Source organism: Candidatus Babeliaceae bacterium, assembly GCA_041660765.1.
Lineage (GTDB): Bacteria > Babelota > Babeliae > Babelales > Babelaceae > JBAZVR01.
Genome location: JBAZVR010000001.1, coordinates 464,319 through 488,375, shown reverse-complemented (window position 1 = coordinate 488,375; position 24,057 = coordinate 464,319). Strand labels below are relative to the sequence as shown.

Genomic DNA, 24,057 nt, shown 5'->3' with positions numbered 1-24,057 from the left:
AATATGCAATTTTTCGGCGTCATTCCTGGCTTTTTAAGTATCGCTCGGCGTCGAGGGCGGCCATGCAGCCGGAGCCAGCGGAGGTTATAGCTTGGCGGTAGCGATAATCCACAACATCGCCCGCGGCAAAAACACCAGAAACGGATGTCTGAGTATGTTCTTTATGAATAATATAGCCGTATTTATCAAGTTCTAGTTTATCTTTAAAAATCCCTGTGTTTGGCTGAAGCCCGATTGCCACAAAAGCGGCGCTGAAGGCGTGTTTGTTTGTTGTATTCGTTTTTTTATCAGTAATAAGGGCATGCGTTACGTGATTACCATCACCTTCAAAGCCGGTAACGGTACTTGAATATATGATTTTTATTGCAGGATTATTGAGCACCCGTTGTTGCATGGCGTGAGACCCGGTTAGCTGATCAAGAATATGAACAATGGTAATATCGTTGGTATAGTTGGTCATGAATGATGCGTCTTCAAGTGCAGTGTCTCCGCCACCAATAATAAGCACCGGTTTGTCTTTGTAAAATGCCCCGTCACATACTGCACAGGTTGTTACGCCTCTGCCCCAGTATTCTGCTTCTCCTAGGCACCCCAAACGTTTTGGTGTCGCACCAGTTGCAATAATGAGTGCCTTTGTTGTATATGTTGAGCCGTTATGGAGCGTTAACGTATGCATGTTTTTTTCGAAATGTACGTTGGTAACCATACCAGCTACAAAACGTGTGCCAAAGGCTGTAGCATGCTGTCTTAAATTATTCATGAGTTCCGGTCCATAAATCTTTACATTTCCGGGCCAATTTTCTACAAATGATGTTCCCATCAGTTGCCCTCCAGGGTTTTGTCCTTCAATAATGATCGGGCTAAGCGCTGATCGTGATGCGTAAATTGCTGCGGTAAGAGCTGCTGGGCCGGAACCAATAATAATAAGATTTTCTGTTGTTTTCATACAAGTACGCCTTAATATAAAGTAATTTTATATATAATTTTTATATTAAGTGTATAGATGTATTACTTTTTTGTTAAATGATGCAACACGTGATTTAATGTTTTTTCTCGTAAACAGAGCTGGCGTAACACATCGTGCGCTATAATCCTGTCTTTGCCACCCATTTTCCATGGAGTTATATCAAAATAAACAAACTCTTTTGTTCTTGGTTTTTTAATTAAATTAAGGTAACTTGCAACGTCATCTTCAGTAACCATTATCTGTTCTTGTTGGGCAAGATAGTCTATAATAATCGCTTCTTTAAGTTGCTTGACTGCAAGTTGCCATATTTTATTTTTGAAATCAGGTTGGGCTTTGTATACATGATAATCAGGATTAAGATGAACAAGGTCTAAGACTTGTTCTTTTTGCTTTTCGATCGAAGCCTCTTCAAGCGGAATATGATAATTATTAAGCAATAATTTGAGTGCAGATTCGACCGTTTCTCGCCGTTGGGTGATGTCATTGCGACATGAAAATACTTCTATTAATTTTAAATGCATTTCTTTATTGTTTTTTATCTTAAAATGACGCTTAAAATGATCGAATGAAAAAAATAGTGCTGGTATAATTTGGATAATTGTGAGAGAAAATGTGTACGTAGTATCAAGATGTGGACTTATATAATTTTGGAGTAATTCATTATTGGTAAGAAAAGTATCCCCAACATTTTTATGTAATAATAATGCATGAATTTCTTCATCTGATTCTTCATCTCCTACTTTAACCCACATAAAATGATCTTCTGATGGTATCAAGAGGACGTTTTGTTCATTTACAATGTGAAATGCTATGCATACCCAATCACCAATTTGTACCTCGGTCGAAACGTTTTTATGTGATTTTTCGGTTTCTTCTTTGATAAAAGATTCTACTTGGCGATCAAGATCTTTATAATTTTTTCTTTCAGGTGCCTTGAATAATAATTTTTTCCAATCATTTTTTGCTTGTGGATTAACTAAAATGATATCAAAGACAAAAGACGCATCCGTATGTGGGTCTAATGTGATACTTTTTAGAATCGGTTCTCCTGCTAGAATTAGTTTTTGATCTATTCTTTGTTTGAATAAAAAATTGGAGATGCTGTAGTAAAAGAAAAATTCTTTAAGATATTCTATAATATGGTGTTTGAAGGTGCATTCAACATAGGCGATGGGCACTGTGCCTTGAGTGAATCCGGCGGTTCGCGCAGTGACCTGTTGATCATAGAGCATTTTTTGGTACATCGCGGCAACACGTTGCTGCGGTATGATAATTTCGATGCTTGGATGCGGTTGAGTTGTGAGAGAAAAGGTAAGATTATTTTCGGTATGAACCATACGACATTCCTTTTTTTGTTATATATGGTGCAAGAGAAGGGACTCGAACCCCCACCCCTTTCGGGACTGGATCCTAAGTCCAGCGCGTCTGCCAGTTTCGCCACTCTTGCAACTATTTTGGTGGTGGGCTGCCTTGGAGTCGAACCAAGAACCTGCAGATTAAGAGTCTGTTGCTCTACCATTAAGCTAGCAGCCCATTAAGGAATGTCAAAGTTCATATCAATAAAATCTTTATACATGTAAGTATATCACAAAGATTTTATTTCTTCCTCTTTTTTTATGCTTAATTTATCAGAATTTTCAATAAATTTGTCTGTAATCTTTTGCAGGATGTCTTGTAGACGTCGGCTTGAGTCTTCTGAAACCCTTTTGCCTTTTTCTGCATCGCGAATAAGATTGTGAAATTCTTTACGAACATTACGGATGCTTATTTTACATTCTTCAAGCTTTTTGTGCAACATTTTTGCAAGTTCATCACGACGATTGCTGCTCATGCGTGGCAACTGAATTCTAATAACATTACCGTCATTAAGTGGCGTAACGCCTAAATCTGAGAGCGATATAGCTTTTTCGATTTCAGGCATAATGGATTTGTCCCATGGCTGAATAACCAGCAATTGAACGTCAGGCGCTGTTAATGCAGCAAGATCTTTGAGAGGCATCATATTGCCGTAACAGGATACTTTGATATCTTCGATCATTGATGTGTGAGATCGCCCTGTGCGAATTTTGATAAGTTCTTTTTCAAAGTGTGCTATATGTGTAGACATTTCGGTTTCAATGCTTTTTTCAAAGCCTTTTGTATTTGAGCCTTCTACATAATCAAATTTTATCATTATAATTCCTTGTGAGTTAGTATACTGCCAAATTGTACATTCGTTGCCGCTTGTAGTAATGCGTCAGGTTCGTTCATCGAAAAAACACGAATAGGTAGTTCATGCTCTTGTGCCATCACCAATGCCGTAGCATCTACAATACCCAAGTTATGATCTAAAGCATAACGATAGTCAACTTGTGGTAAAAATCGCGCGTCAGAATAGATAGCAGGGTCTTTATCGTAAATGCCATCCACGAGCGTTATTTTCCATAATTCATGGGCATTTATTTGTAAGGCCCTAATAACCGCGTTAGTATCTGTAGTAAAGTAGGGGTTTCCTGTACCGCCGGTGAATATTATGCATGTATTATTATCGAGAGCGTTCCTAATTTTGCGATGCTCAATTGGGTCTCCGGCTACTGGACAGTCGATGGCGCACAAGAGATGCGTTGCAACACCTTCTTGTGTCCATAAATCATCAATGATAAGCCCATTGACCATGGTTGCTAGCATACCGGTTTGATGGCTTGCTTGCGTGGTCATGCCCAATTGCTTGCCGTCGCGAGACCCTCTAAAAAAATTACCGCCTCCTACTACAACGCCAAAAAGGTGTGTGCTTGAGAGAGCTTTTATCTGACGAGCAAGCGAGCGAATAAGATCGCCAGATGCGCATGCCTGGCCTGATAATTTCAGTAATATTATGGTAAGGGACATTGCTTATGCACCAATTTCAAAGCGGACAAAACGTTTTATTTTGATATTTTCGCCCATTTTTGCAATAAGCTCTTTGAGAATATCATCAACTTTGAGCTTGTCGTTTTTGACAAAGGCTTGTCTCATAAGACACACTTCATCATATAATTTTTCAATTTTGCCCTTAAGGATTTGTTCGATAACAGCAGCAGGCTTATTGGCTGCGGCCATTTGTTCTATAAAAATAGCTTTTTCTCGTTCTATGAGTTGAGGATCAACTTCATCAGGCTTGATATATTTTGGACTAAAGGCTGCGATATGCATGCAAATATCTTGTGCAAATTGCTGAACTGCTGGGGTGCGGGCAACAAAGTCCGTTTCGCAGTTGATTTCTAACATAACCCCAACGCGTGCGCCTGGGTGTATGTAGGCGTGAACGAGACCTTCAGCAGTGACATTGCCGGAGCGTTTTTCGGCTACCGCAGCACCTTTTTTACGTAAAAGGTCAATGGCTGTTTCGATATCGCCGTTGGCTTCTTCGAGTGCTTTTTTGCAATCCATCATGCCGACGCCGGTCTTTTCACGGAGTTGTTGTATGAGTTCTAGGCTGATCTTTGCCATAATATTCCTTGAATTTTAAGAGTATATACCTTTTCTATACCTATAAGTGTGCCAAAAAGATCATTTTTGGGCAAATTAATACGAGGCCTAGACAAAAACGTATGTTTTGTTACTATTGAAAATATTCGTATTTAATAAAATAGCATACCTTTTTAAGGATTTTTTTTCATGAAACATGATATTGTATTTGACCGTTATGCCATTTTTCAAAGCGGTGGCAAGCAATACCAAGCTATAGAAGGTAAAACAGTTGAGTTGGAAAAGCTTGTAGGAGACGTTGGGTCTGAGATTATCTTCACCGATGTTCTTTTAAGAAAATTAGATCCAAGCAACGTAGAAATAGGTACTCCGTTTCTCGATACGCCTATTAAAGCGTCTATCGTTAAACATATGCGAGGACCAAAAATTATAGCGTTTATGTTTAAACGCCGTAAAAAAGTACGTCGTAAAAAGGGACACCGTCAACAAAAGACGATTGTTCGTATAGAAAAAATCTAGTTTTTCTATAAAAATCTTGCAGAGAGAGGCGGTTCAAAAAATCGCCTCTCTCTATTTTTTTCAAATAAGCCTCGATGTTTTTAATAACCACTACTGTCTTTAAGAAATAGATCGTCTGTTCGTTTCATGTATAAACGCACGAACTGTGCCGTTATATTTATCTACTAATTCTGCATGATATTTTAATAATAAAGACTTAAGTTCTTTAGGAACGGCGTCGGTTGTAAGGTTCTCGATAAATTGATTAAGTCGAAACAATGTTTTGTTAGTATTATCCAACGTATGGTTACTTATAGTGTTCCTGAAGAAGTATCGATAATTTATTCCATCAAATTCAGCTTTATATAGTAATTTCGTATTCAGAATATTTTCTGCGCTCATACTTGAAGCAATTGCCACCAAATAATTAAAAGGAAGTTGCTTAAACAAGCTTGTATCTTTACCAACAGTTTTTTTAAATAGCTCATTATCGCTTTGTGATTCAATAAATTTTAAAAATCCATTATGTAAGGCTGCTGACATATTAGAATATTTATTCAAAACACGTGTCAGTTCAGTAAAATCAATATAAAAGAGATTGTCTTGGGTTTTTTGTATTACATAAGATGCAAAATTATTACTAATTCCGTTATCAGAAATAGTAGATAGGAATATATCAAGCTTTTCTGGAGATATATGAGCTTTATTTGTTGCGATAAAGAGCGTTTCTCGCAATTCATCTTGAAGTTGCATTGGCAGATTAAATGATGCTGGTATTGTTTTATAATCATGTGCTGTCAAATATGATTTGTTGCTTATAATTTGGCGAGCAATAGATTGGAGAGATATGTTCTTAAGCGAAGGGATCTGTAATTGCCCTTGTTCCATCGAATAAATTATTTGTACAAAAAATATTGCTATAATTTTTTTTTGATATTTATTCATAATATGAGCCCCTGCTTTTTAATAAATTATAATATATATTATTATTTATAATTATATATATTAAATTGAAAAATAGCAATATTTTCATGAGAGGTTGTGTTAGGTTGTAATTATTATTATTAAATTATTTAGATATAATTTATTTGCTATTTAAATAATATATATATTAGAATTAATATATGTTAATTGAGTATTTTGAAAGGAGTAAAAATGAAAGCGATATTGTTGTTGCTGGTAATTTTTTTTGGTGGATATTTGAGTGCCGCTACTATGCGGCTGTATAATAATACAGATTATCCGGTGACGGCGACTGTTTACCTAAAATATCGGGGCTATGAGCCAAAAAAAATTGATTTGAAGCCCAGGGATCACTATTATTTTGATAGTAGTATAGATCGTATAGGATCGGTTATTTTTACACCGCATAATCCGTTTTCTCGATCAAAAGATCCTGTTTTATATGCTCATTTTGCAAAAAATAATCATATATCATCTGTAGAAGTTGATAGTAATATAACTACTATTGAAATACAGGTAGCTTATGACGGTGAAGCGCATTTAGAAAAACGAGGAATATTTTGATGATAACATCGTAGGCGCTTTTATAATTTTGAGATTTTTTCTAAAGCGGCGTTGTTGCCGGAAAAGAGTAGAATATCTTTTTCATTAAAAATATAGTCCTGGGTTATTTCTTTGATCTCATCGTCTATTTTTTGACCTATGCACATGACGTGATAATTTTTTTGTAGAGAAATTTCTTTAATAGTTTTGCCTGCAAATTTTTTGGGCGCTTTTATTTGGCTGATAGAAAATTGAGGTGTTATTCTGCGTAAAGTGCTAAACGGGAGACTGAGGCTATCGGCAAGGCGTATTCCCATTTCTTTTTCTGGCAAAAGTACTTGGTCTGCGCCGATCAAAGTCAAAATATCTTTATGAATTTCGCTGATTGAGCGTGCAATGACCGTAGGTATTTTGAGATTTTGTTTGAGTAATGCCGTAACCAAAATTGATTGAGCAAAATTTTCACCCATGGCGACAATAACGGTGTCTATATATTCTATGCCAACGCTACGCAGTGATTCTTCATCATTAATACGTAAACAAATTGCTTGTGTAACTTTATCTTTTATCGATGCAATAATTGCCTCATTACTATCAATAGCAAGTACGTCCATGCCGTGATCTGCAAGTGTTGTAGCAACATGATATCCCAAACGACCTACTCCAATAACACAAAATTTCATATTTGTACCTCTATAATTACTTTTTACTGAATATGTTATCCGATCATGACGCGTTCTTCAGGATAATTAAATTGTACTTTATCCTGTCGCCACCGTAATGCTAGTATGAGCGTGAGAGTTCCAATTCGTCCCATTATCATACTGATTATCAGAATAATTTTTCCTATAACAGAAAGATGTGGGGTTATGCCCAATGAAAGTCCAAGATTGGTGAACGCGGAACTTGATTCAAAAAAAATTTCAATAAAACTCCAGCTATTATCCGTCAAAAAAAGGCAAAATGCAGAGCAGCCAATAAGGCCGATTCCTAGTGAGAATATAGACATAGCTTTAAAGATTTGATCATTTGGTATTTGACGGCCTTTAATATCAACGACGTGCCGACCTAATATAACTGTTTTTATTGCAGCAATAAGAAGCGCAAACGTGGTTGTTTTTATACCACTTCCCGTTGATCCAGGTGATGAGCCAATAAATGATAAAGCGATAATAAGTAATAACGTTGCATTACCAACTTGAAGTATATTGAGCGTTGAAAATCCAGTGCTTCTATAAGAAAGTGCATTAAAAATACTATTGATCCCATCATGTATGACCGATCCGCTCGAAAATATACCATATTCAGTGAGTGCGAGAATTGATGTCGAAATAATAATAATGAGCGTTGTTGTTATGAGGACCAGTCTTGTGTGTAAGCTGATTTTAAAATAGCGCTTGTTTTTTAATGCTTGTGCATAAGTCAAAAGCTCTTGCCACGTAATAAATCCCACTTCACCAATCAACATAAGTAGTATGGTGATTGATAAAAATGGCATATGTGTCGAAAATTGAGTAAAGGGATGCGGGAAAATGGTAAATCCTGCGCTGCAGAATGCGGAAACTGCATGAAAAAATGATAAAAACAGTGGATGATCATAGGTAGTATCAAGTGTGTAATAAATAATAATAGTTGCCAAAAATTCGACAACAAGAGTAAATGTGATAATAAAAAATAAGGTTTTTTTACTTCGTTTCCAAGAGTCTATTTCTAAAATTTGACCGGTAATATTCTGCGTATTTAATCCGATGTCAACAAATAAAGATATAAAAAAAACGGCAATGGTGACAAGTCCTAATCCTCCGATTTGCATAAGCACTAAAATAATTGCATGCCCAAAAAGGGTAAATTCATGGATAGGGATCGTCAGTAATCCTGTGACACACGTTGCGGAAGTTGCTGTAAAAATAAGATCGATCAGATTATGTGATGTTTTTTGGGCCCAAGGCAATGCCAACAATGCTGCTCCCGTGGATATCGTTATAAGAATTGAGCTTAACAATATCCGGCCCGGTGATGTAAAAAAAGAGCGACGCAATGGCATAATATCTCCTGTTGCATAAGCCTTTAATGAATAGCCCACCAGCTTACAAAAAGTATAAGCAGTCCGAGGGCTAGTATGAAATAAAAATAGCGATCAATAATCTCTTTTATATAATCACCCCAAATGTACAACGCTGTTCCTATAAGAAAAAAACGTACCGTTCTGCCAATGGTGATTCCTAAAGTAAAAACACCAAGGGGTAAACGGCAAAAACCTGACGTTAACGTTATGAGTTTATAGGGTATGGGTAAAAAACTTGAAACAATAATTCCCCATAAATGATAGGACTTGTATTGAGCGAGTGCTTTGTTGAATGCATCTTCAGAAATCAGAAAAGAAACAATACGGGCGCCGAGTGTACTCCATAACAGTGATCCAATATAATAGCCGAACAGTCCGCCAAGTATGGATGCTATTGTTGCAAGTAGTGCATAGAGCAAGGCTTTGTTTCTTTTTTCTAAACAAAAAAGCACGAGAAGTGTATTTACGGGCATGAAAAAAAAGCCCTCAGTGAACACGAGAAGTGCAAAAATCCACGTAGCGTAGGGAGAAGATACCTGTTTGCCGGCCCAATTATATAATTTTTTCATAAGTACTTATTTTTGGAGGATATCAATAATATATTTTTCTATATTATCTATAGAAATACGTTCTTGAACCATGGTATCACGATGACGTGCCGTTACGCAATTATCTTGAGCGCTGTCAAAATCATAGGTGAAGCAAACTGGCGTACCAATCTCGTCAAATCTGCGATAACGTTTACCTATTGATCCTGATACATCATATGCATAGGCATAATTTTTTGCGCGTAATGCAGCATAGATTTTTTTCATAGGTTCTTCTTGTTGCTTAGTAAGCGGAAAAAATGCCGCAGGAACCGGTGCTAATGAAGGCTTGAGGCGTAATACTGTTCGTACTTCTCCATCGACTTCTTCTTCGGCATATGCATCGCATAATATAGTTAAAAAAAGACGATCAACGCCCACCGAACATTCTACAACATGAGGAATATAAGATGTTTTTGATGCTTCATCAAAAACGGAAAGGTCTTTGCCTGAAAAAGTACTGTGTTGTGCTAAATCAAAGTTGCCTCGGTTGGCAATGCCTTCGAGCTCTTTCCAGCCAAAAGGAAAACGATATTCCACATCAGATGTTCCACGAGAATAGTGCGAAAGTTCTTCTTTTTCATGTGCGCGTACGCGAATATTATCAGGATTAATACCTATGGTTTTATAAAATGCACAGCGTTGATCGCACCATGCCTCAAAAAATCTTTGAGCGTCTTGTTCCTGGCAAAACCATTCTATTTCCATTTGTTCAAATTCCCGCATTCTAAATATGAACTGTTTCGGGGTAATCTCATTTCTAAATGCTTTACCAATTTGGGCGATGCCGCAGGGTATTTTTATGCGACTGCTTGAATAAATATTTTTGAAATTAATAAAAATCGATTGCGCTGTTTCTGGTCGTAAATAAGCTGTTGATGATAAGCCAGCTGTAGCTCCCAGTTCTGTTTTGAACATCATGTTAAATTCGCGAACCGCACTCCATGTTTTGTTACCGCAATGAGGACAGGCGCCATTTAAATTGATATCGTCTGAACGATAGCGGTGTTTACAGGTGAGGCAGTCGACCATAGGGTCATGAAAATTACTGACGTGTCCAGAAGCTTCCCATAACGCTTCTGTGCCTAACAGTGCGCCTTCTAAAAAAAGAATTTCTGATTGATATGATGAAGCAAATGATTCTATGTTTTTTGTCCAAGCGGCACGTATTTTATTTTTGAGCGCAGTGCCCAAATGTCCAATATCGTACACGCCATTCAGCCCGCCATAAATTTCATTGGAGGGGAAAATGAATCCTCGGCGTTTGCAGAGGGCAACAATTTTTTCGAGCGTAACAGCATTCTTTGGTGTATGTTCCATGGATAGAATCCTTTAAGATAATTTGTCGGTATTTTATTAGTATATCTTGTTCTTAAATGGCGGGCAACCTGAGAAAAGCATTGGCGATCTTATGCATAACGAGCAAAAGAAAATTTTATAATTTCGCTCATCCTGAGTGGCGATCCGATAGGATCGATGTATCGAAGGGTAGTGGCGAAATAAAAAAACGAGTCGCATATTATTTTGTAGCCAACTTGCTACACATTGACATTGTCAAAAAATAATATACAATTTCGTTTATGTTTTTTTACGCATTGCTTAAAACTAATAAGGAGATTTTATGTATGAAACTATTGAATCGCTTCGTGATCAACAAGAGGCATTAGAATATCTTAATTCTACGGTAGCGCTTGGACAAGAAGATTTTCTTTTTGCCCTTTACAACGTTGCCATAGCACAGGGTGGGCTTGCGCAATTAGCAGGAAAAACTGGGCTTAATCGCGAAAGTTTGTATAAAATTTTAGCGCCTCATGGTAATCCACATCTTGATGTATTTTTGACAATTTTAAATAACTTGGGGTTCCAAATGGAGATTGTGCCTCTTCGGCGCAGTCTTTTACCCGAGTTAAAATGCGAGAAGCCTCTACGACTTAATTCTATCGCTACAACTAATCCAACACTTGCAGAGCAGTGGCATGCTATTAAAAATAGCCCCATGGTACCCAATGATATAACTCCTACCAGTAGGAAAAAAGTTTGGTGGAAGTGTTCAAAAGTTGAAAGTCATGAATGGGAAGCCTCTGCTTTAAGTATGATAAAAGAATTCAAAATTAATTTTTTAAAGTATAAGAGATACACAGAAGAAGAATTTTCCGCTCAATTAAAACAAGCATGTCCTTTATGTATGAGAATGAAAGCAAATGAATAAAAGAATTTATTTGGTAAAATCTCACCCAGAACTAGTTTTAGAATGGCATCCGACAAAAAATATTTTAACGTTAGAACGAATTACCTATGGTTCAAATAAATATGCCTGGTGGCTTTGCGAAAAAGGACATGAGTATGAAACCAAAATATATCATCGTACCATTTCAGGCAGTCGTTGTCCTTATTGTTATGGGAAAAAATTATCAAAAGAGCGGTCACTTGCTTGCAAGCGACCAGATTTAAGCAAAGAATTTCATCCTACGAAAAACGGTGCTTTAGATCCGACTAAAATTCATGCTTCAGCAAGGCAAATAGTTTGGTGGATTTGCTCAATTGATTCTGCTCATGAGTGGCAATCTACCGTTGATAACCGTAATAAAGGTAATGGGTGCCCATATTGTACAAACAGAGGTGGTAAGGTAAGTAATGGAAAATCTTTAGGGGATTTATATGAAAACTTAAATTCTGAATGGGATTATGCAAAAAATACAACAAGCCCTTATGATTTTACTCCATTTTCTAACAAAAAAGCCTGGTGGGCGTGTGCAAAAAATAAAGAGCACCGTTGGAAAACAGCAATTTCCCATAGAGTTGGAGGGACAAATTGTCCATTTTGCAGTAGTGGTTGGACCATTGAGAATATTCGATTATTTGTTGCTGCTATTTTGCCTTATATAGAAACCTTTACAGAGGCTGAGCTATATGTTCTTTTTCAACAAAATGGATTACTTGAAATTGGAAGTAGTAATAAGGGGCGTTCTTTTGTTCAAGCTCTTAAGACCGGAAGGTTTCCTAAAGAAGAATTAGAAAAATTTGTTAACCATGAAGATTCATTAGTTAATAAATTTATTAATGACCCAATGGTAACATTAGAGAGTGAAGATGGTTATTTGCTAAATGCTGCATATGTATTATCTGAAAATGATATTGATGTTCGTTGTAATGAATTGCGCATTATTGAGACCAAAGATGTTTTGGCGACTTTAAATGGTAAAATTTATGCGAATCTTGATAGTGAAGCAGTGGATTTTTTTATTAAAAGTGCTAATGCAAAAATTTGGCAACATGCCTTTATTGATGAAGCTGAAGCTATTAGGCAATTAGCGCAGCATTATAATAGTGATAATCTATACGCTCAAGAAGTTACAAAATTATTCAAAAATAGTTATAAGGTCACAAAGAATTTAATTATTCCGTCGGGATATGGCTTTACTTATGCCCCCGATCTTATGCAGCGCTATACGGCATATCTTGTAAAAACTAGAAAGAGAATTGGTAATTGGTCTGAAACCGGTACTGGCAAAACAATAGCTGCTATTTTGGCAAGTAGAGTAATCGATGCAAAATTGACAGTAATTTGTTGTCCAAACAATGTTATTGATACATGGATAAAAAATATTAAAATGGCATATCCTGACAGTGTTATTTTTGTTAAAGATACAAAGATTAAAGATTCTGCAGTTAACAGTGATAATAAATATTTAATTTTAAATTATGAATTCTTCCAACAGGCTACTTCTAAACAAAAATTAGAAGATTTTTTGGAAAAAAATAAGATTGATTTTGTAATTATTGATGAAATTCACTATGCCAAACAAAGAGAGGAAAGGAGTCAATCTTGGAGGAAGCAAAGAATCGCAGCATTCTTATCTGAAGCTGTAATAAAAAATATGGATATATGTGTTTTAGGAATGTCGGCGACTCCAGTTCTTAATAATCTATATGAGGGTAAAACACTAATTGAATTGGTTACAGGCGTTCAATATAATGATTTGGATACAAGAGCAACGCCTTCAAATTGTATATCGTTATATCAAAAATTTATTACTCATGGCATCCGAATGGTTCCTAATTATTCATATAAACTCAATGAGAGATTAGAACCTATAGATTGTAGCAAAGAAATAAAACAAAGTTCATTGCACTCAATAGTTGATCATGAGGAATTTTTTACCAAATTAAAAATTCCCTTTATTCTTAAAAACTTACAACCAAAAACTATTGTTTATACGCACTATATTCAAAATATTTTACATATTTTGCAAACAGCGATTGAAAAATATGGCTGGAGAGTTGCCATATTTACTGGTGATATTAAAGATGACTTAGATAAATTCATAAAGGGGGATGCCGATATTTTAATTGCTTCAAGCTGCATAGGCACGGGTGTTGATGGGCTTCAAGATGTTTGCAATAGATTAATTATTAATTCTTTGCCGTGGACTAGTGCTGAATATAAACAATTAATTGGTAGAATTTATAGGCAGGGGCAAAAAAAAGATACTGTTGATGTAATTATCCCATTGCCTTATGTAGTTGACAATAATACAAAACGCTCGTGGTGTGAATCAAGATGGAAGCGCATACTATTTAAAAAATCAATTGCTGACGCCGCAATTGATGGCGGAATATCTGAAGGTCATTTAAGAACAAAAGAACAGGCGCTACAAGATTATAAAAAATGGATTGAACGGTTACAGCGTGGAGAGATTCATGAAGTAGAACGCCAACAGATTTCAACTACATTTTCAAGTGATTTGCAAAAAAATGCAATAAGAAAAATTGGTGATATTATCAGAATGAATCAGCAGATAAACAAAGAAACAAGTCAAGATACGAATAAAAGATTCATGAATAATCCTCAAGCATGGTACGAATATCATGAAAAATATGGGGAAGCTAGAAAAGAATGGGAAGTGATTCCATATAAAGAGGCTATAAAGTGGTGCAAAGCCCGTCCCCATCTTGTAATAGGTGACTTTGGTTGCGGAAAAGCTTTTTTAGCGCAAGAACTTACAAATCAAGTTCATTCTTTTGATCATATAGCTATTAATGAAAATGTTATTGCATGTGATATGAAACAAGTTCCACTTGGGGATTTATCTTTAGATGCGGCAATTTTCTCATTATCATTAATGGGTACAAATTTTGTTGATTATCTAAAAGAAGCTAAACGTTGCTTAAAACTGGATGGGCATCTTTGGATTTGCGAACCAACTGCTAGAATAAAAGATATTAATCTCTTCAAAGAGATACTTGATCGATTAGGTTTTGATGTAGGACGTATAGATGAAAGAGGTAAATTTACTTTTATTAAAGCGTCAAAATCTGAGAGGGAGATTAATCAGGTTGTGTTGAAAAGTGTTGATTGTATGAATATTTTAGATTAATAAACTATAGGGATATTATGTACTATAAGGTATTTTGGTCATATTTAAAAGCATTTATATGGGCAATTGTTTTGATTAGTATAATTTATATAACTGTAATGTTATTAAATGGACAAATTTATTTTTCAGAAAAAGCGCTAAAGATTATGCAAATTTTTGGTATTGTTTTTGAGGCGACTGCTTTATATGGCAAATTGGGGTGGGGTTGTCAAACATGGAGCGGTAATTCGTGGCCTGAATATTGGGACAATGTTTTATTTTATTTTTTTTCAAGCGTGGGAATTATTTTAACTATTATACCGTTAATAATCTAAAAAAAATTAATAGCACAATATAATTTTTCTACAGGAGAGTTCTTGCATGGCTATACAAATAATCAGAAATAATGGTCGAGCTGTATTACAATTTATTGGTGATGGCAATATGATTAAAGATCTTAGATTTTTTTTATCACAAGTTGAGCAAAATAAAATTTTTGAGTTTGATGATCCTAAAGGCTTGACATTAACTGATCTAGATCGTACCGAGATAAAACAAGAAGCTGAATTGCTTTTACAGAGACAATCAAAATATAAGCATATTTAAATGAAAGACAGGTAATCCACTAGTTTGACTCATTGAAAAATAAATAAAATATTGATAAAGCGTATCTAAATTTATTATTCTATAATAGTTATATAATTATAAAATTATATTTATTATTAGGGGTCTTGGTATGAAGCATAATATATTCTATTTGCTGTCTATTTTATGCCTTATCGGCACTATGCAAGCGCAGTATAAAATAGTTGGTTATTATCCAAATTGGGCAATGTACAGAAATCCAGCGTTTAAGCCTCATGATATTAATGCAAGCTTGCTGACACACATTAATTATGCATTCGTTAATTATGATATATCCGGCGCGCTTAAGCTTTTTGATTCTTGGGCGGACACGGATTATCGATCAAATTGGAACATTCAGCAGCCGTATTATGGCAATTTTAGAGAGCTTTTTGAGCTTAAAACAAAAAATCCGCATATCAAAACGCTTTTTTCAGTAGGCGGTTGGTCATTATCTAATAATTTTTCTGTCATGGCAGAAAATGCACAGACTCGTTCCAATTTTGTAAAAAGTTGTATAGCTTTTTGCGATACGTATAACTTTGATGGTGTCGATATTGATTGGGAATTTCCAGGTTTTGCCGAACATCAAGGGCGGGCTATTGATAAGCAAAATTATACCTTACTGCTGCAAGAATTATATACTGCGGCCAAGGCGCATAGTCCGCAACTATTGGTTACCATTGCGGCACCGGCAAGCACGCAACACTTGGTGAATATGGAGATTGAAAGAATTCATAACTATGTTGATTGGATTAATGTTATGGCTTACGATTTTCATGGTCCATGGGATAAAAAAACAGGGCATAACGCGCCATTGTATGGAGTTGCTGCAGATACACTTACGGTCGATGCGATAATTTCTTATTATCTAAGTCATGGTGTGCCTGCTCAAAAGTTAGTTTTAGGACTTGCATTGTATGGCAGATCATTTGCTCAAGCAAATTCAACACCAGATGGGCTTAATAGTACTTTTTCTGGTCCGGGCAAAGGGACAACGGCAGAAGCAGGTGTTTATTTTTATTATGATATTGAACAAAATTTGGCAAAAAAATATACATCATATTGGGATGTTCTTGCTCAGGTGCCGTACTTGCATGACCCGGTGAGTAAAGAATTTGTCAGCTATGATAATAATAAATCTCTCGCTATAAAAACAGACTATATCAAAAAAAATAAGCTCGGCGGCGCTATGCTCTGGGAGCTCGGCGGCGACATCCGTCCATCCTGGGACGCCCTTACATTGATTAATAAGAGTCTTCTCTAGTGAAATATATGCAGGGGAGAGTAGTCGTGAAGCAGTTTTTTTGCGTTATTAGTATCCTGTTGTTTTCTTGTACTCTTATGCCATTTCCCTATCGCTTTCAGCGGCTTGTGCGGCTTGAAAATGATAAAAAAACTATCAAACATTGTGTGGATTTTATTTATGATTATCATGCATTTACAAAAGATTCTGCGAAAAGGCCCTCAAAAAAGATGGTCAAAAAGGGCGTGCTGAAGCCAGAAGAACAAGCATTATTATCAACAGGAGAGCGGACGCTGCTTGGCGCATTAAGAACGTTGGATAGGGAAGCGGGTGAGCCTGTTGATCTTTTATGGGAACACGCCACATTTTTTGAATCGATTCCTAATATTGAAGCTCAATTTATAGATTATGGTGGGAAGACGTTTTTACAAGAGCTTCAAGAGGGTGTTCATTGGCTGACTTTTACTAACTCTGATACCTATAGAAGAAAATATTTTAGTGATTTTATGGATAAGACTTATGTTAATAAAATAGTAGATGTTATAGCATCGTTAGATGAACTTTTTGGCACAACGTCTCCTTGTAGTAGTGATTCTGATCATCCTTATTGTCGTATACAAAAAATTTCTAATAAAACACATCGGATTGAGATAAGAGATTATTGGTCTGCTTTTATTTTACATGATTATAAAACAAAAATTAGGCCTCTCTTGAATACTGTTTTGCCATCATGTCAACCATCGTGTATTGTTCGTGATCTTGTGGAGCATTTAAATAAATTTCCTCCATATGAAGGTTTTGATGTTGAGCGGGTGCTTCTGCCTTTGAGGGTACGTTTAACCGATTTTGAATTTCTTATTAATATACTGAGCACATCAAAAGAACATAGTATTGTATATGCCGGAGGAGCTCATTGCGAAAAAGTCTCCAGCCGTTTGATAGATTATTTTGAATATACGCTTTTAACTGACATAGGATCAGAGTCTGGGTCTGCAATGTCTCTTCAATTATTACCTAGAGCATGGAATTACTTTGTAGAAAAGCCAAGCGTATCGCTGAATCGGTATAACAAGGCGGGAAATAAGCCTTTTATTAACCTTGTATTGCCTGACTCCGATATAATGAAGGAATATGCAGCATTTTTTACCGATATTACCACGGGTTCAGATGAAGCGGTCGTTGAAAAACTGCGTACGTTTTTTAAGAAGACGGATAAAACATTTGCCAATTTTATTGAACAGCCTATAAATGATAGTTTTTCTCTTTTAGTTTTAACCGTTATTAGGAGGCTTGCTGAATCAACAAAATTTTTACTTGAGCATGGTGCACGCGTTAATGTACGTAATCTTTCTGGACAGACACCACTTTTTTTTGCCGGTCCCCATCCTAAAATAGTCGAGTTGCTGCTTCAATTTGGCGCAGATCGTTCTGCACGAGATGATAACAATGTATCAGTTTTAGAACATTTCAAGCAATCACAATATACTGATCCCAAAAGCATCATTTTAATTGAGCAAAAAGTTGCAACATCTTTTGAAAAAGATCTTAGCAGATTAAACGCAGAATTGTCTCTTTTGATGCAGAGTTTAATGTAGTTAATAGAGATTGCGTAACCGCGGGGTATCTGTATGAAGCGTATTATATGTATAATCTTGTATTGTTACGCGAGTTTATCGATGACGCATTCTTATCACTTTCAGCGGTTTGTGCTACTCGAAGATGATAAGAAAACTATCAAAAAATGCGTAGATTTTATATACGATATTCATTTTTTCACTAAAGATGCTGCAAAAAGATCGTCAAAGAAAATTTTATAATTTCGCTCGCCCTCAGTGGCGATCCCATAGGATCGGATGTATCGAAGGTTCCTGGCGAAATAAAAAAACAAATCACTCACCATGAGCGACTTTGCGCACGTTTTTTTCCAGAGGCTATTTCAAGTAAATTTAATTACGCATAAAGTCTCTTATAGAAAGTTCTAAGACTTCATTGGAGTGTTATGAGAAATGGAGAAAGCAATTAATCAACATTATAGCACCTGAATCAGATATACTGCGGGAATTTAAATTGTTATGGGATTATAATTCAGACACAGAAATGCTCGAACATTTCGCTGCGTTTTTTAAAAAGGCTGATAAAACATTTTGCAATTTTATTGATTGGGTTTCTGATGTTCATAATCAAACTCTTTTAAGTGCCGCTGCTCGTAAGGGGTTTTTGGAATCGACGGAATTTTTACTCAAGCATGGGGCTCGGGTTAATGCTCGTGATAACCTTGGGCAAACGGCATTGTTTTATGCGGGACAATATCCTGAAATAGTTAAATTATTATTAAAATCTGGTGCAAATAGCTTTGTGAAAAATAATAAAAACCAATCAGTTTTAAATTGTTTACAGCAGCAGAAAACCAGCGCTCCAGAAAGTATTGCGTTAGTGCAAGAGCATCAAAAATCATTAAGTTGGTTTACAAATCTCAAAAAACGGGTCTCCCGTTTTTTTGGGGGCGCAACGAGAACAAGTATGCCATTGCAAAAAAGCTTAATCACTCTTGATGCAGATCTTATCTTTTTGTCCAAGAACTTATAAAACTTTATAGGCTTGGTGGCGGGAATGAGATAGGGGTGGTGCCGTTATTGGCATTGGCTAGCGCGTCTTCTTCTTTTTGAAGAGCGTGTGCCATCCAATAATCTTCACGCTCCTGTGCTTTGCGCATGTGCCGTTGCTTTTCTCGTTCGCACGCTTCTCGTGATAGTTTGAAAAGCATAGCTTCATATTTTTCCCAGAATTCTGTAGCACATAATTCTTTGAGTTCTTCTGTGCTCATATTTTCAATTTCTTTGATATCTTTTTCGGTAGTAGGCGTATCGCACTTGGTGTCATTGTGCGTGATTATGCTCATAAAAAAAATTGCCAAAATAAGCTTATTAATTGTGTTCATAAAACATACTTTCATTAATGAAAAATTTACTATATCACATTATCGTAATAAAATTTTTTAATTTTCACAATTGAAAGATCGGATGAATATGATACGGTTATAGGTCTATATAATATTTTTTTAGATATACAATGTACAGAAAGCTTATGTATGAAAATAAATGTATTGTTATTGAGTGTTGTTTTTTCGATTTTTTCGCTCACTGCGATGGAGCGTAATACTGCCTATACTGCGCTGGCAAAATGTTGTGCAATGGGTAATAAGCTACAGCGGGGTGTGATTTTTCATGAAGCTCGTAATATTCCAAACGCAGAAGCGTTGATTGTGCTTCAAAAAACTCAAGAAGAAAAGATATTACATGCGTTACTGACTAATCCGCAGGTTGCGTTACAGTATGCGTATAAAGTATATCATCAATGTTGTAATGAATTGCATACGAGTGATGCCAAAAATAATAATGTTAGTGAACTCATGCAAAAAATTATTACACAGTTTGAAAAAGAATGCCCTATTTTTTTCTTAGGGGAATGTGATCAAGAAGATTCTTCGCGAGGTTGTATATTGAGTAGATCTCATGAACCAAAGAATAGAGCTGCTTATGAAAAGCATGTAGTTGGTGCTCTCTTAAAAATATTATCAGCAAATAAGCTGACTCAGTATGCAAGTTGTGCCAGTGGAGGCTTGTTCCAAGATTTGGTTGTTTTGTCCAAAGCATTGCATGAAAAACCAGATGCGCAGATTGATATACATCTTATTGATGCAAAATTTATGCCTTATATGTCAATGCGAGATGTTTTGGATAATACACGTGAAGTAAAATTGGATTATAGTATTGATCCGAATAATTTTATGCGTGTGTTGAAAGAGGTTAATCCTGAATTTCAGGAGACTTCTCGCGCTCGAAAAATAATAGCGGCCGATATTGTGCGTATAGAGCCTTTCATTAAACAATTTGTACGTCAATTGAAAACAACGTTTCCACGTGCGCGCCTTGCAGTTAATGTGCATGGGACTGTAGCTACGTATTGCGATTATGTTTCACGAAAGCGTCTTGATAGTCCTGATGTTATTGTTGGTGCTGATATACAAGATGAGTCTAATCCTGATCAAAACAGTATTGGTGATTATTATCAATTGTGTCGTGAAGGGTTAATAGCTAAGCCGAATTTGTATAATAAAATACTTGTGAGAAGTAATAATAAAGCGATGCTTAATACCCTACGTATACATAATAATACGCTTGAGATATCATCCGAAGAAATAAAATAACATATATAGATTTATAAATTATTCTACAGGCCTGTTCAGAGATGAGTAGGCTTTCTTTGTATGTGTTTAATTTTCACAATTGAAATTTTATACTAATATGGTAATATATATAAGTTATTATAGATTTTTTTAAATATAAATCGATTTAAAGGTTGTCGCATGAAAGTAAGCATACTGTTATTAAGTGTTATTTTTTCTATTTCTTCGCTCATAGCGATGGAAAATGATTCTGCGCTTGCAGAATGTCCTATGAATAGTGGGGGCATTCAGAGCTTAGAAGATAATACTGCACATAAGCTTCAAGCTGAAAAAAATTTGGCTCGATTGTTAGAGGATCCGCAGGGGTTATTAGCAGAGATGAAGCAGATACGTAAGAATTTTTCAGCTGAAATGAGTAAGTATGGAGCTGATTTTAATGAAACTACGCACCGACAGGTTGTTCAAGATTTTGAAAAAGAGTGTACCTTTTTTTTATTAACAGAATGTGCTGCTGAATCATGTCTCTTGAGAAGATCGAACAACCCGCGATATAGAGCTGCTTTTGAAGATCGTGTAGCTAATGCGCTTTCAGATAAACTATCAAACGATACATTAATTCGATGTCTGAGTTATGGTAGCGGCGGTTTACTTTCTGATTTCAGAATTTTATCAAAAGCTTTATCTAAAAAGCCGTGTGCTCAGCTTAAAATAGATCTTATCGATACGCTCTTTAAACCAGAGCTATTGGGAGCTGTACATGAGGAAGAATTCTCTCATAATCCTCGTATAGGTACTCTTTTTATTGAACAATTTACGCGTCAATTGAAAAATAATTTTTCACAAGCTGCTATTTCAGTCAGTGTGCACAGTTCTATAGTGAATTATTGTAATCAATATGCAAAGACGATGCGTAGGGAAGCTCCTGATATGATTTTTGCTGCTGACATAGATTCGGACAGTGGTTATAATGATTATAATAAATTATGTTTCAATATGTTGAGAATTAAGCCCCATGCGTATAATCTTTTGCTCTCTAAAAAAGCATCAGATAAAGCTTCTCTTGATACGTTATCCATAAGCAATGGTAAGTTGTCGGTACATTCTGAAGAAATAAAATAAGTTATTTCATAAATTTATAAATAGATAGGCCTGTTCAGAGATGAGCAGGCCTATCTGTTGTTTATGTTTAATTTTTACAATTGAAAATTTTTGCGAATACTGTATATTTTAACGGAATTATTAATTTTTTTAAATATACATCTAGCAAGAGGCCAAAAATATGAAAATGTATATGCCCTTATTGACAATCATTTTTTCAATTTCTTCACTCATGGCAATGAATGATAATCAGCGAAATAAGCGCATATTGAATGACTTATTGTCTGATCAGAAAATTGTATTAAAAAATATCTCAGAAACACGTGACCAGTTTTTTAACGCTGCGTCATTAATGACGCAGTGCAATCCTGACGAGTTTATTAATGATGCACGGAAATTAATAAAAGAATTTGAAGAAAAATCGCCGCTTTTCTTTTTAAGAGAATGCGAAAATGTAACATGTTTTTTGACGAGAAGTATTAATCCCGAGTATCGAACTTATTATGCAAAGTGTGTATCTAATGCTCTTGTAAAAAAAATATCACCAAAACGTTCTGTGCGATACGCGATGTATGGCCCTAGTCTGTTCTTTCAAGATTTAGTAATTTTGTGTCAAGCTTTGGATAAAAAACCAGACGCTCGTATACATATAGATGCTATTGATCCGTTATTTGAGTCTTATGAAAAAATTCGCACGATTCTTCGAAAATCACCAAAAATACAATTAAATGATTATATTGATTGTGTTGAGTTTTATCGAAAAATGAGCGTTAGGCAAATACAGCAAAAAGATACACTAAATATTGAAGAAACTATTTCATCGATAGAGTCGGGGATTCATCAATTTTTGCGTTATCTAAGAACAACATTTCCTCAGGCAACTCTTTCTTTGAGTGTTCACAGTTCCGCATTAAATTATTGTATATATGGTGTAAGAAATAAATTACAACTTCCCGATGTATTTGTTGCTGGTGATACGGGCGGAGAAGAGGGTGTTGAGTTTGTCAGTCTGTGTAAGCATCTTGTAACGTGTAAGCCAGAAATGTATAATTGTGCTTTTACCAAAAATGATAGCAACGCCTTGATTGAGTCTGTCTGTATAAAAAATGGTAAGGTCCGGGAATTATCTCATATAATAAATAAATAGATTGCCTGTTTGATTGATATTAGCATTATATTTGTAGGTCTGTTCAGAGATGAGCAGGCCTTTTTTTGTCTTGAAAAAAGCGGTGAACATGGCTAATGTGTGATGATCATGTACGGTTTTTGGTATAAAAAGAGGTTGGTGTATGAAAATATCTGTAGTGTCGCATATTCTTTTTCTGCTGTTTTTTTCACTGACGGCAATGGAGCGCAATTCTTCTTATGTCGAGCTTATAAAGTGCTCTCTTATTAGTAATGCGCAACGGGCTATTATTCCACAGGCAATTTATAACAGCAAAAAATTAAAAGTGGCACATGCTCTGTATGAGAGCCAGGAGCAAAGGTTTTTTAAAAAAGTACTGTATGATCCATGTCAAGCGTTAGAAGATATTCGTGTGGTATATGAGCGTTATAAAAAAAATGTCATCATAGTGCGTACGCAGACAGAAAGTATTGCTGAGGCTATTCAAAAAAATATTAAAAATTTTGAAAAAGAGTGTCCTGCTTTTTTATTAAATGAGTGTGAATTGCATAAATTCTATCGATCAAAAGATCGAATTGCGTTTGAAAACAATGCTATTTGCGCACTTTCAAAAAGATTATCAGAGCAAGAGGTTGCCCGATATGTAAGGTATGCCGGTGCTGGTTTATTTCAAGATTTAGTAATTTTGACTAAAGCTCTCTATAAAAAACCAAATGCGCATATTGAGGTGCATCTTATTGATATACAATTTAAAGATTGTGTTACGGTTTTACATGATTTATTGGGCTATACGCGTGAAATATGTCCAGAGCGTGCAGTTGATATGAATACGCTTATAGATAGATTGAAACTTGTTAACCCGACATGTGATTATAGTGTTGAAAATCAAAGAGCAATAGAACTCTCTTGTGCGCAGATGGAACTTGCTACACAGCAATTTGTGCGCTATGTGAAAAAAATTTTTCCATTCGCTCATATTGCGGTGACTGTGCATGATACCGTTACCAGTTATTGTGATTATATAACGCGTAATAATATAAGTTACCCAGATGTTATTGTAGCTTCTGATATACAAAATCAAAATAGTGTGGGTGATTATTATCGATTGTGTCGCAATACATTACGAGCCAAACCTCATGCGCATAATGTATTGCTTTCAAAAGAGTATGATAAAGCATTACTTAATACATTGTATCTTGATCATAATGGCAAGCCGTGCATAGTATGCAACGAAATAAAATAATGTAATCGCATGGTTCGATACACCGCTCTGCGAGCGGCACTCACCATGAGCGAGAAGCTGTCGATGCCGCTCGCCCTGAGTGAAATTTCGAAGAAATTTTGTATCGA

24 protein-coding genes and 2 tRNA genes are annotated in these 24,057 nt (G+C 35.7%); 13 read left to right on the top strand and 13 right to left on the bottom strand.

The window, feature by feature from the left end; all coding sequences use genetic code 11:
- Positions 1–19: 19 nt before the first annotated feature.
- The 7 genes from trxB to tsf all read right to left on the bottom strand — a co-directional run bounded on the left by trxB (position 20) and on the right by tsf (position 4,435).
- Positions 20–946 carry a thioredoxin-disulfide reductase gene (gene trxB / locus WC707_02650; GenBank protein ID MFA6066059.1) on the bottom strand — a complete coding sequence of 309 codons (927 nt, stop codon included), beginning with the start codon at positions 944–946 and terminating at the stop codon, positions 20–22.
- Between the two features lie 62 nt (positions 947–1,008).
- On the bottom strand, positions 1,009–2,304 hold the full coding sequence (locus WC707_02645; GenBank protein ID MFA6066058.1) for a trigger factor: 1,296 nt from the start codon (positions 2,302–2,304) through the stop codon (positions 1,009–1,011).
- A 25-nt stretch (positions 2,305–2,329) separates the two neighbouring features.
- Positions 2,330–2,414: transfer RNA gene (locus WC707_02640), tRNA-Leu, on the bottom strand.
- Positions 2,415–2,425: 11 nt separating this feature from the next.
- Positions 2,426–2,500 (bottom strand) — tRNA-Lys (locus WC707_02635).
- Between the two features lie 52 nt (positions 2,501–2,552).
- Positions 2,553–3,140: a ribosome recycling factor gene (gene frr, locus WC707_02630; GenBank protein ID MFA6066057.1), complete on the bottom strand. Its 588-nt coding sequence runs from the start codon at positions 3,138–3,140 to the stop codon at positions 2,553–2,555.
- On the bottom strand, positions 3,140–3,835 hold the full coding sequence (locus WC707_02625) for a hypothetical protein (protein ID MFA6066056.1): 696 nt from the start codon (positions 3,833–3,835) through the stop codon (positions 3,140–3,142). The genes frr and WC707_02625 overlap by 1 nt, the downstream gene beginning before the upstream one ends.
- A 3-nt stretch (positions 3,836–3,838) precedes the next feature.
- The gene (gene tsf, locus WC707_02620; protein MFA6066055.1) at positions 3,839–4,435 is read right to left on the bottom strand and encodes a translation elongation factor Ts; all 597 of its coding nucleotides are present in this window, start codon (positions 4,433–4,435) and stop codon (positions 3,839–3,841) included.
- A 168-nt stretch (positions 4,436–4,603) separates the two neighbouring features.
- On the opposite strand from tsf, the gene rplU reads away from it, so the two are divergent.
- Positions 4,604–4,933 carry a 50S ribosomal protein L21 gene (gene rplU, locus WC707_02615; GenBank protein ID MFA6066054.1) on the top strand — a complete coding sequence of 110 codons (330 nt, stop codon included), beginning with the start codon at positions 4,604–4,606 and terminating at the stop codon, positions 4,931–4,933.
- Between the two features lie 99 nt (positions 4,934–5,032).
- Here the strand turns inward: rplU and WC707_02610 are convergent, their stop codons facing one another.
- Positions 5,033–5,857 carry a hypothetical protein gene (locus WC707_02610; protein ID MFA6066053.1) on the bottom strand — a complete coding sequence of 275 codons (825 nt, stop codon included), beginning with the start codon at positions 5,855–5,857 and terminating at the stop codon, positions 5,033–5,035.
- A gap of 210 nt (positions 5,858–6,067) precedes the next feature.
- Between WC707_02610 and WC707_02605 the strand changes: the two genes are divergently transcribed.
- The gene (locus WC707_02605) at positions 6,068–6,439 is read left to right on the top strand and encodes a hypothetical protein (protein MFA6066052.1); all 372 of its coding nucleotides are present in this window, start codon (positions 6,068–6,070) and stop codon (positions 6,437–6,439) included.
- Between the two features lie 20 nt (positions 6,440–6,459).
- Here WC707_02605 and WC707_02600 read toward each other — a convergent pair whose 3' ends face one another.
- Genes WC707_02600 through WC707_02585 form a run of 4 tightly spaced genes read right to left on the bottom strand, consistent with a single transcriptional unit; the run spans position 6,460 to position 10,390 of the window.
- On the bottom strand, positions 6,460–7,101 hold the full coding sequence (locus WC707_02600) for a TrkA family potassium uptake protein (protein ID MFA6066051.1): 642 nt from the start codon (positions 7,099–7,101) through the stop codon (positions 6,460–6,462).
- A 35-nt stretch (positions 7,102–7,136) separates the two neighbouring features.
- A complete protein-coding gene (locus tag WC707_02595) occupies positions 7,137–8,462 on the bottom strand; it encodes a potassium transporter TrkG (GenBank protein ID MFA6066050.1) in 1,326 nt (441 codons plus the stop codon).
- A gap of 23 nt (positions 8,463–8,485) precedes the next feature.
- Positions 8,486–9,052 carry a VTT domain-containing protein gene (locus tag WC707_02590; GenBank protein MFA6066049.1) on the bottom strand — a complete coding sequence of 189 codons (567 nt, stop codon included), beginning with the start codon at positions 9,050–9,052 and terminating at the stop codon, positions 8,486–8,488.
- A gap of 6 nt (positions 9,053–9,058) precedes the next feature.
- Positions 9,059–10,390, bottom strand: a complete 1,332-nt coding sequence (locus WC707_02585; GenBank protein ID MFA6066048.1) for a glycine--tRNA ligase — start codon at positions 10,388–10,390, stop codon at positions 9,059–9,061.
- A 301-nt stretch (positions 10,391–10,691) separates the two neighbouring features.
- Here WC707_02585 and WC707_02580 point away from each other — a divergent pair, with 301 nt between their 5' ends.
- From WC707_02580 to WC707_02550, 7 genes are all read left to right on the top strand, one after another.
- Positions 10,692–11,279, top strand: a complete 588-nt coding sequence (locus WC707_02580) for a zinc-ribbon domain-containing protein (GenBank protein MFA6066047.1) — start codon at positions 10,692–10,694, stop codon at positions 11,277–11,279.
- Positions 11,272–14,448: a zinc-ribbon domain-containing protein gene (locus WC707_02575; protein ID MFA6066046.1), complete on the top strand. Its 3,177-nt coding sequence runs from the start codon at positions 11,272–11,274 to the stop codon at positions 14,446–14,448. Before WC707_02580 ends, WC707_02575 begins: the two co-directional genes overlap by 8 nt.
- A 360-nt stretch (positions 14,449–14,808) precedes the next feature.
- Entirely contained in the window at positions 14,809–15,033 is a 225-nt protein-coding gene (locus WC707_02570) for a hypothetical protein (GenBank protein MFA6066045.1), read from the top strand.
- A 130-nt stretch (positions 15,034–15,163) separates the two neighbouring features.
- On the top strand, positions 15,164–16,318 hold the full coding sequence (locus WC707_02565) for a glycoside hydrolase family 18 protein (protein MFA6066044.1): 1,155 nt from the start codon (positions 15,164–15,166) through the stop codon (positions 16,316–16,318).
- A gap of 26 nt (positions 16,319–16,344) precedes the next feature.
- The gene (locus tag WC707_02560) at positions 16,345–17,892 is read left to right on the top strand and encodes a hypothetical protein (GenBank protein MFA6066043.1); all 1,548 of its coding nucleotides are present in this window, start codon (positions 16,345–16,347) and stop codon (positions 17,890–17,892) included.
- A 33-nt stretch (positions 17,893–17,925) separates the two neighbouring features.
- The gene (locus WC707_02555) at positions 17,926–18,114 is read left to right on the top strand and encodes a hypothetical protein (GenBank protein ID MFA6066042.1); all 189 of its coding nucleotides are present in this window, start codon (positions 17,926–17,928) and stop codon (positions 18,112–18,114) included.
- Between the two features lie 280 nt (positions 18,115–18,394).
- Complete coding sequence (locus tag WC707_02550; protein ID MFA6066041.1) at positions 18,395–18,883, top strand: ankyrin repeat domain-containing protein; 489 nt, start codon at positions 18,395–18,397, stop codon at positions 18,881–18,883.
- Between the two features lie 4 nt (positions 18,884–18,887).
- On the opposite strand, the gene WC707_02545 is transcribed toward WC707_02550, so the two are convergent.
- Entirely contained in the window at positions 18,888–19,235 is a 348-nt protein-coding gene (locus WC707_02545) for a hypothetical protein (GenBank protein ID MFA6066040.1), read from the bottom strand.
- Positions 19,236–19,385: 150 nt separating this feature from the next.
- Here WC707_02545 and WC707_02540 point away from each other — a divergent pair, with 150 nt between their 5' ends.
- The 4 genes from WC707_02540 (at position 19,386) to WC707_02525 (ending at position 23,950) form a co-directional block, all read left to right on the top strand.
- On the top strand, positions 19,386–20,504 hold the full coding sequence (locus tag WC707_02540; GenBank protein ID MFA6066039.1) for a hypothetical protein: 1,119 nt from the start codon (positions 19,386–19,388) through the stop codon (positions 20,502–20,504).
- Between the two features lie 159 nt (positions 20,505–20,663).
- Positions 20,664–21,602: a hypothetical protein gene (locus WC707_02535; protein ID MFA6066038.1), complete on the top strand. Its 939-nt coding sequence runs from the start codon at positions 20,664–20,666 to the stop codon at positions 21,600–21,602.
- Between the two features lie 160 nt (positions 21,603–21,762).
- Positions 21,763–22,728 carry a hypothetical protein gene (locus tag WC707_02530; protein ID MFA6066037.1) on the top strand — a complete coding sequence of 322 codons (966 nt, stop codon included), beginning with the start codon at positions 21,763–21,765 and terminating at the stop codon, positions 22,726–22,728.
- Positions 22,729–22,870: 142 nt separating this feature from the next.
- Positions 22,871–23,950 carry a hypothetical protein gene (locus tag WC707_02525; GenBank protein MFA6066036.1) on the top strand — a complete coding sequence of 360 codons (1,080 nt, stop codon included), beginning with the start codon at positions 22,871–22,873 and terminating at the stop codon, positions 23,948–23,950.
- Positions 23,951–24,057: the final 107 nt, after the last annotated feature.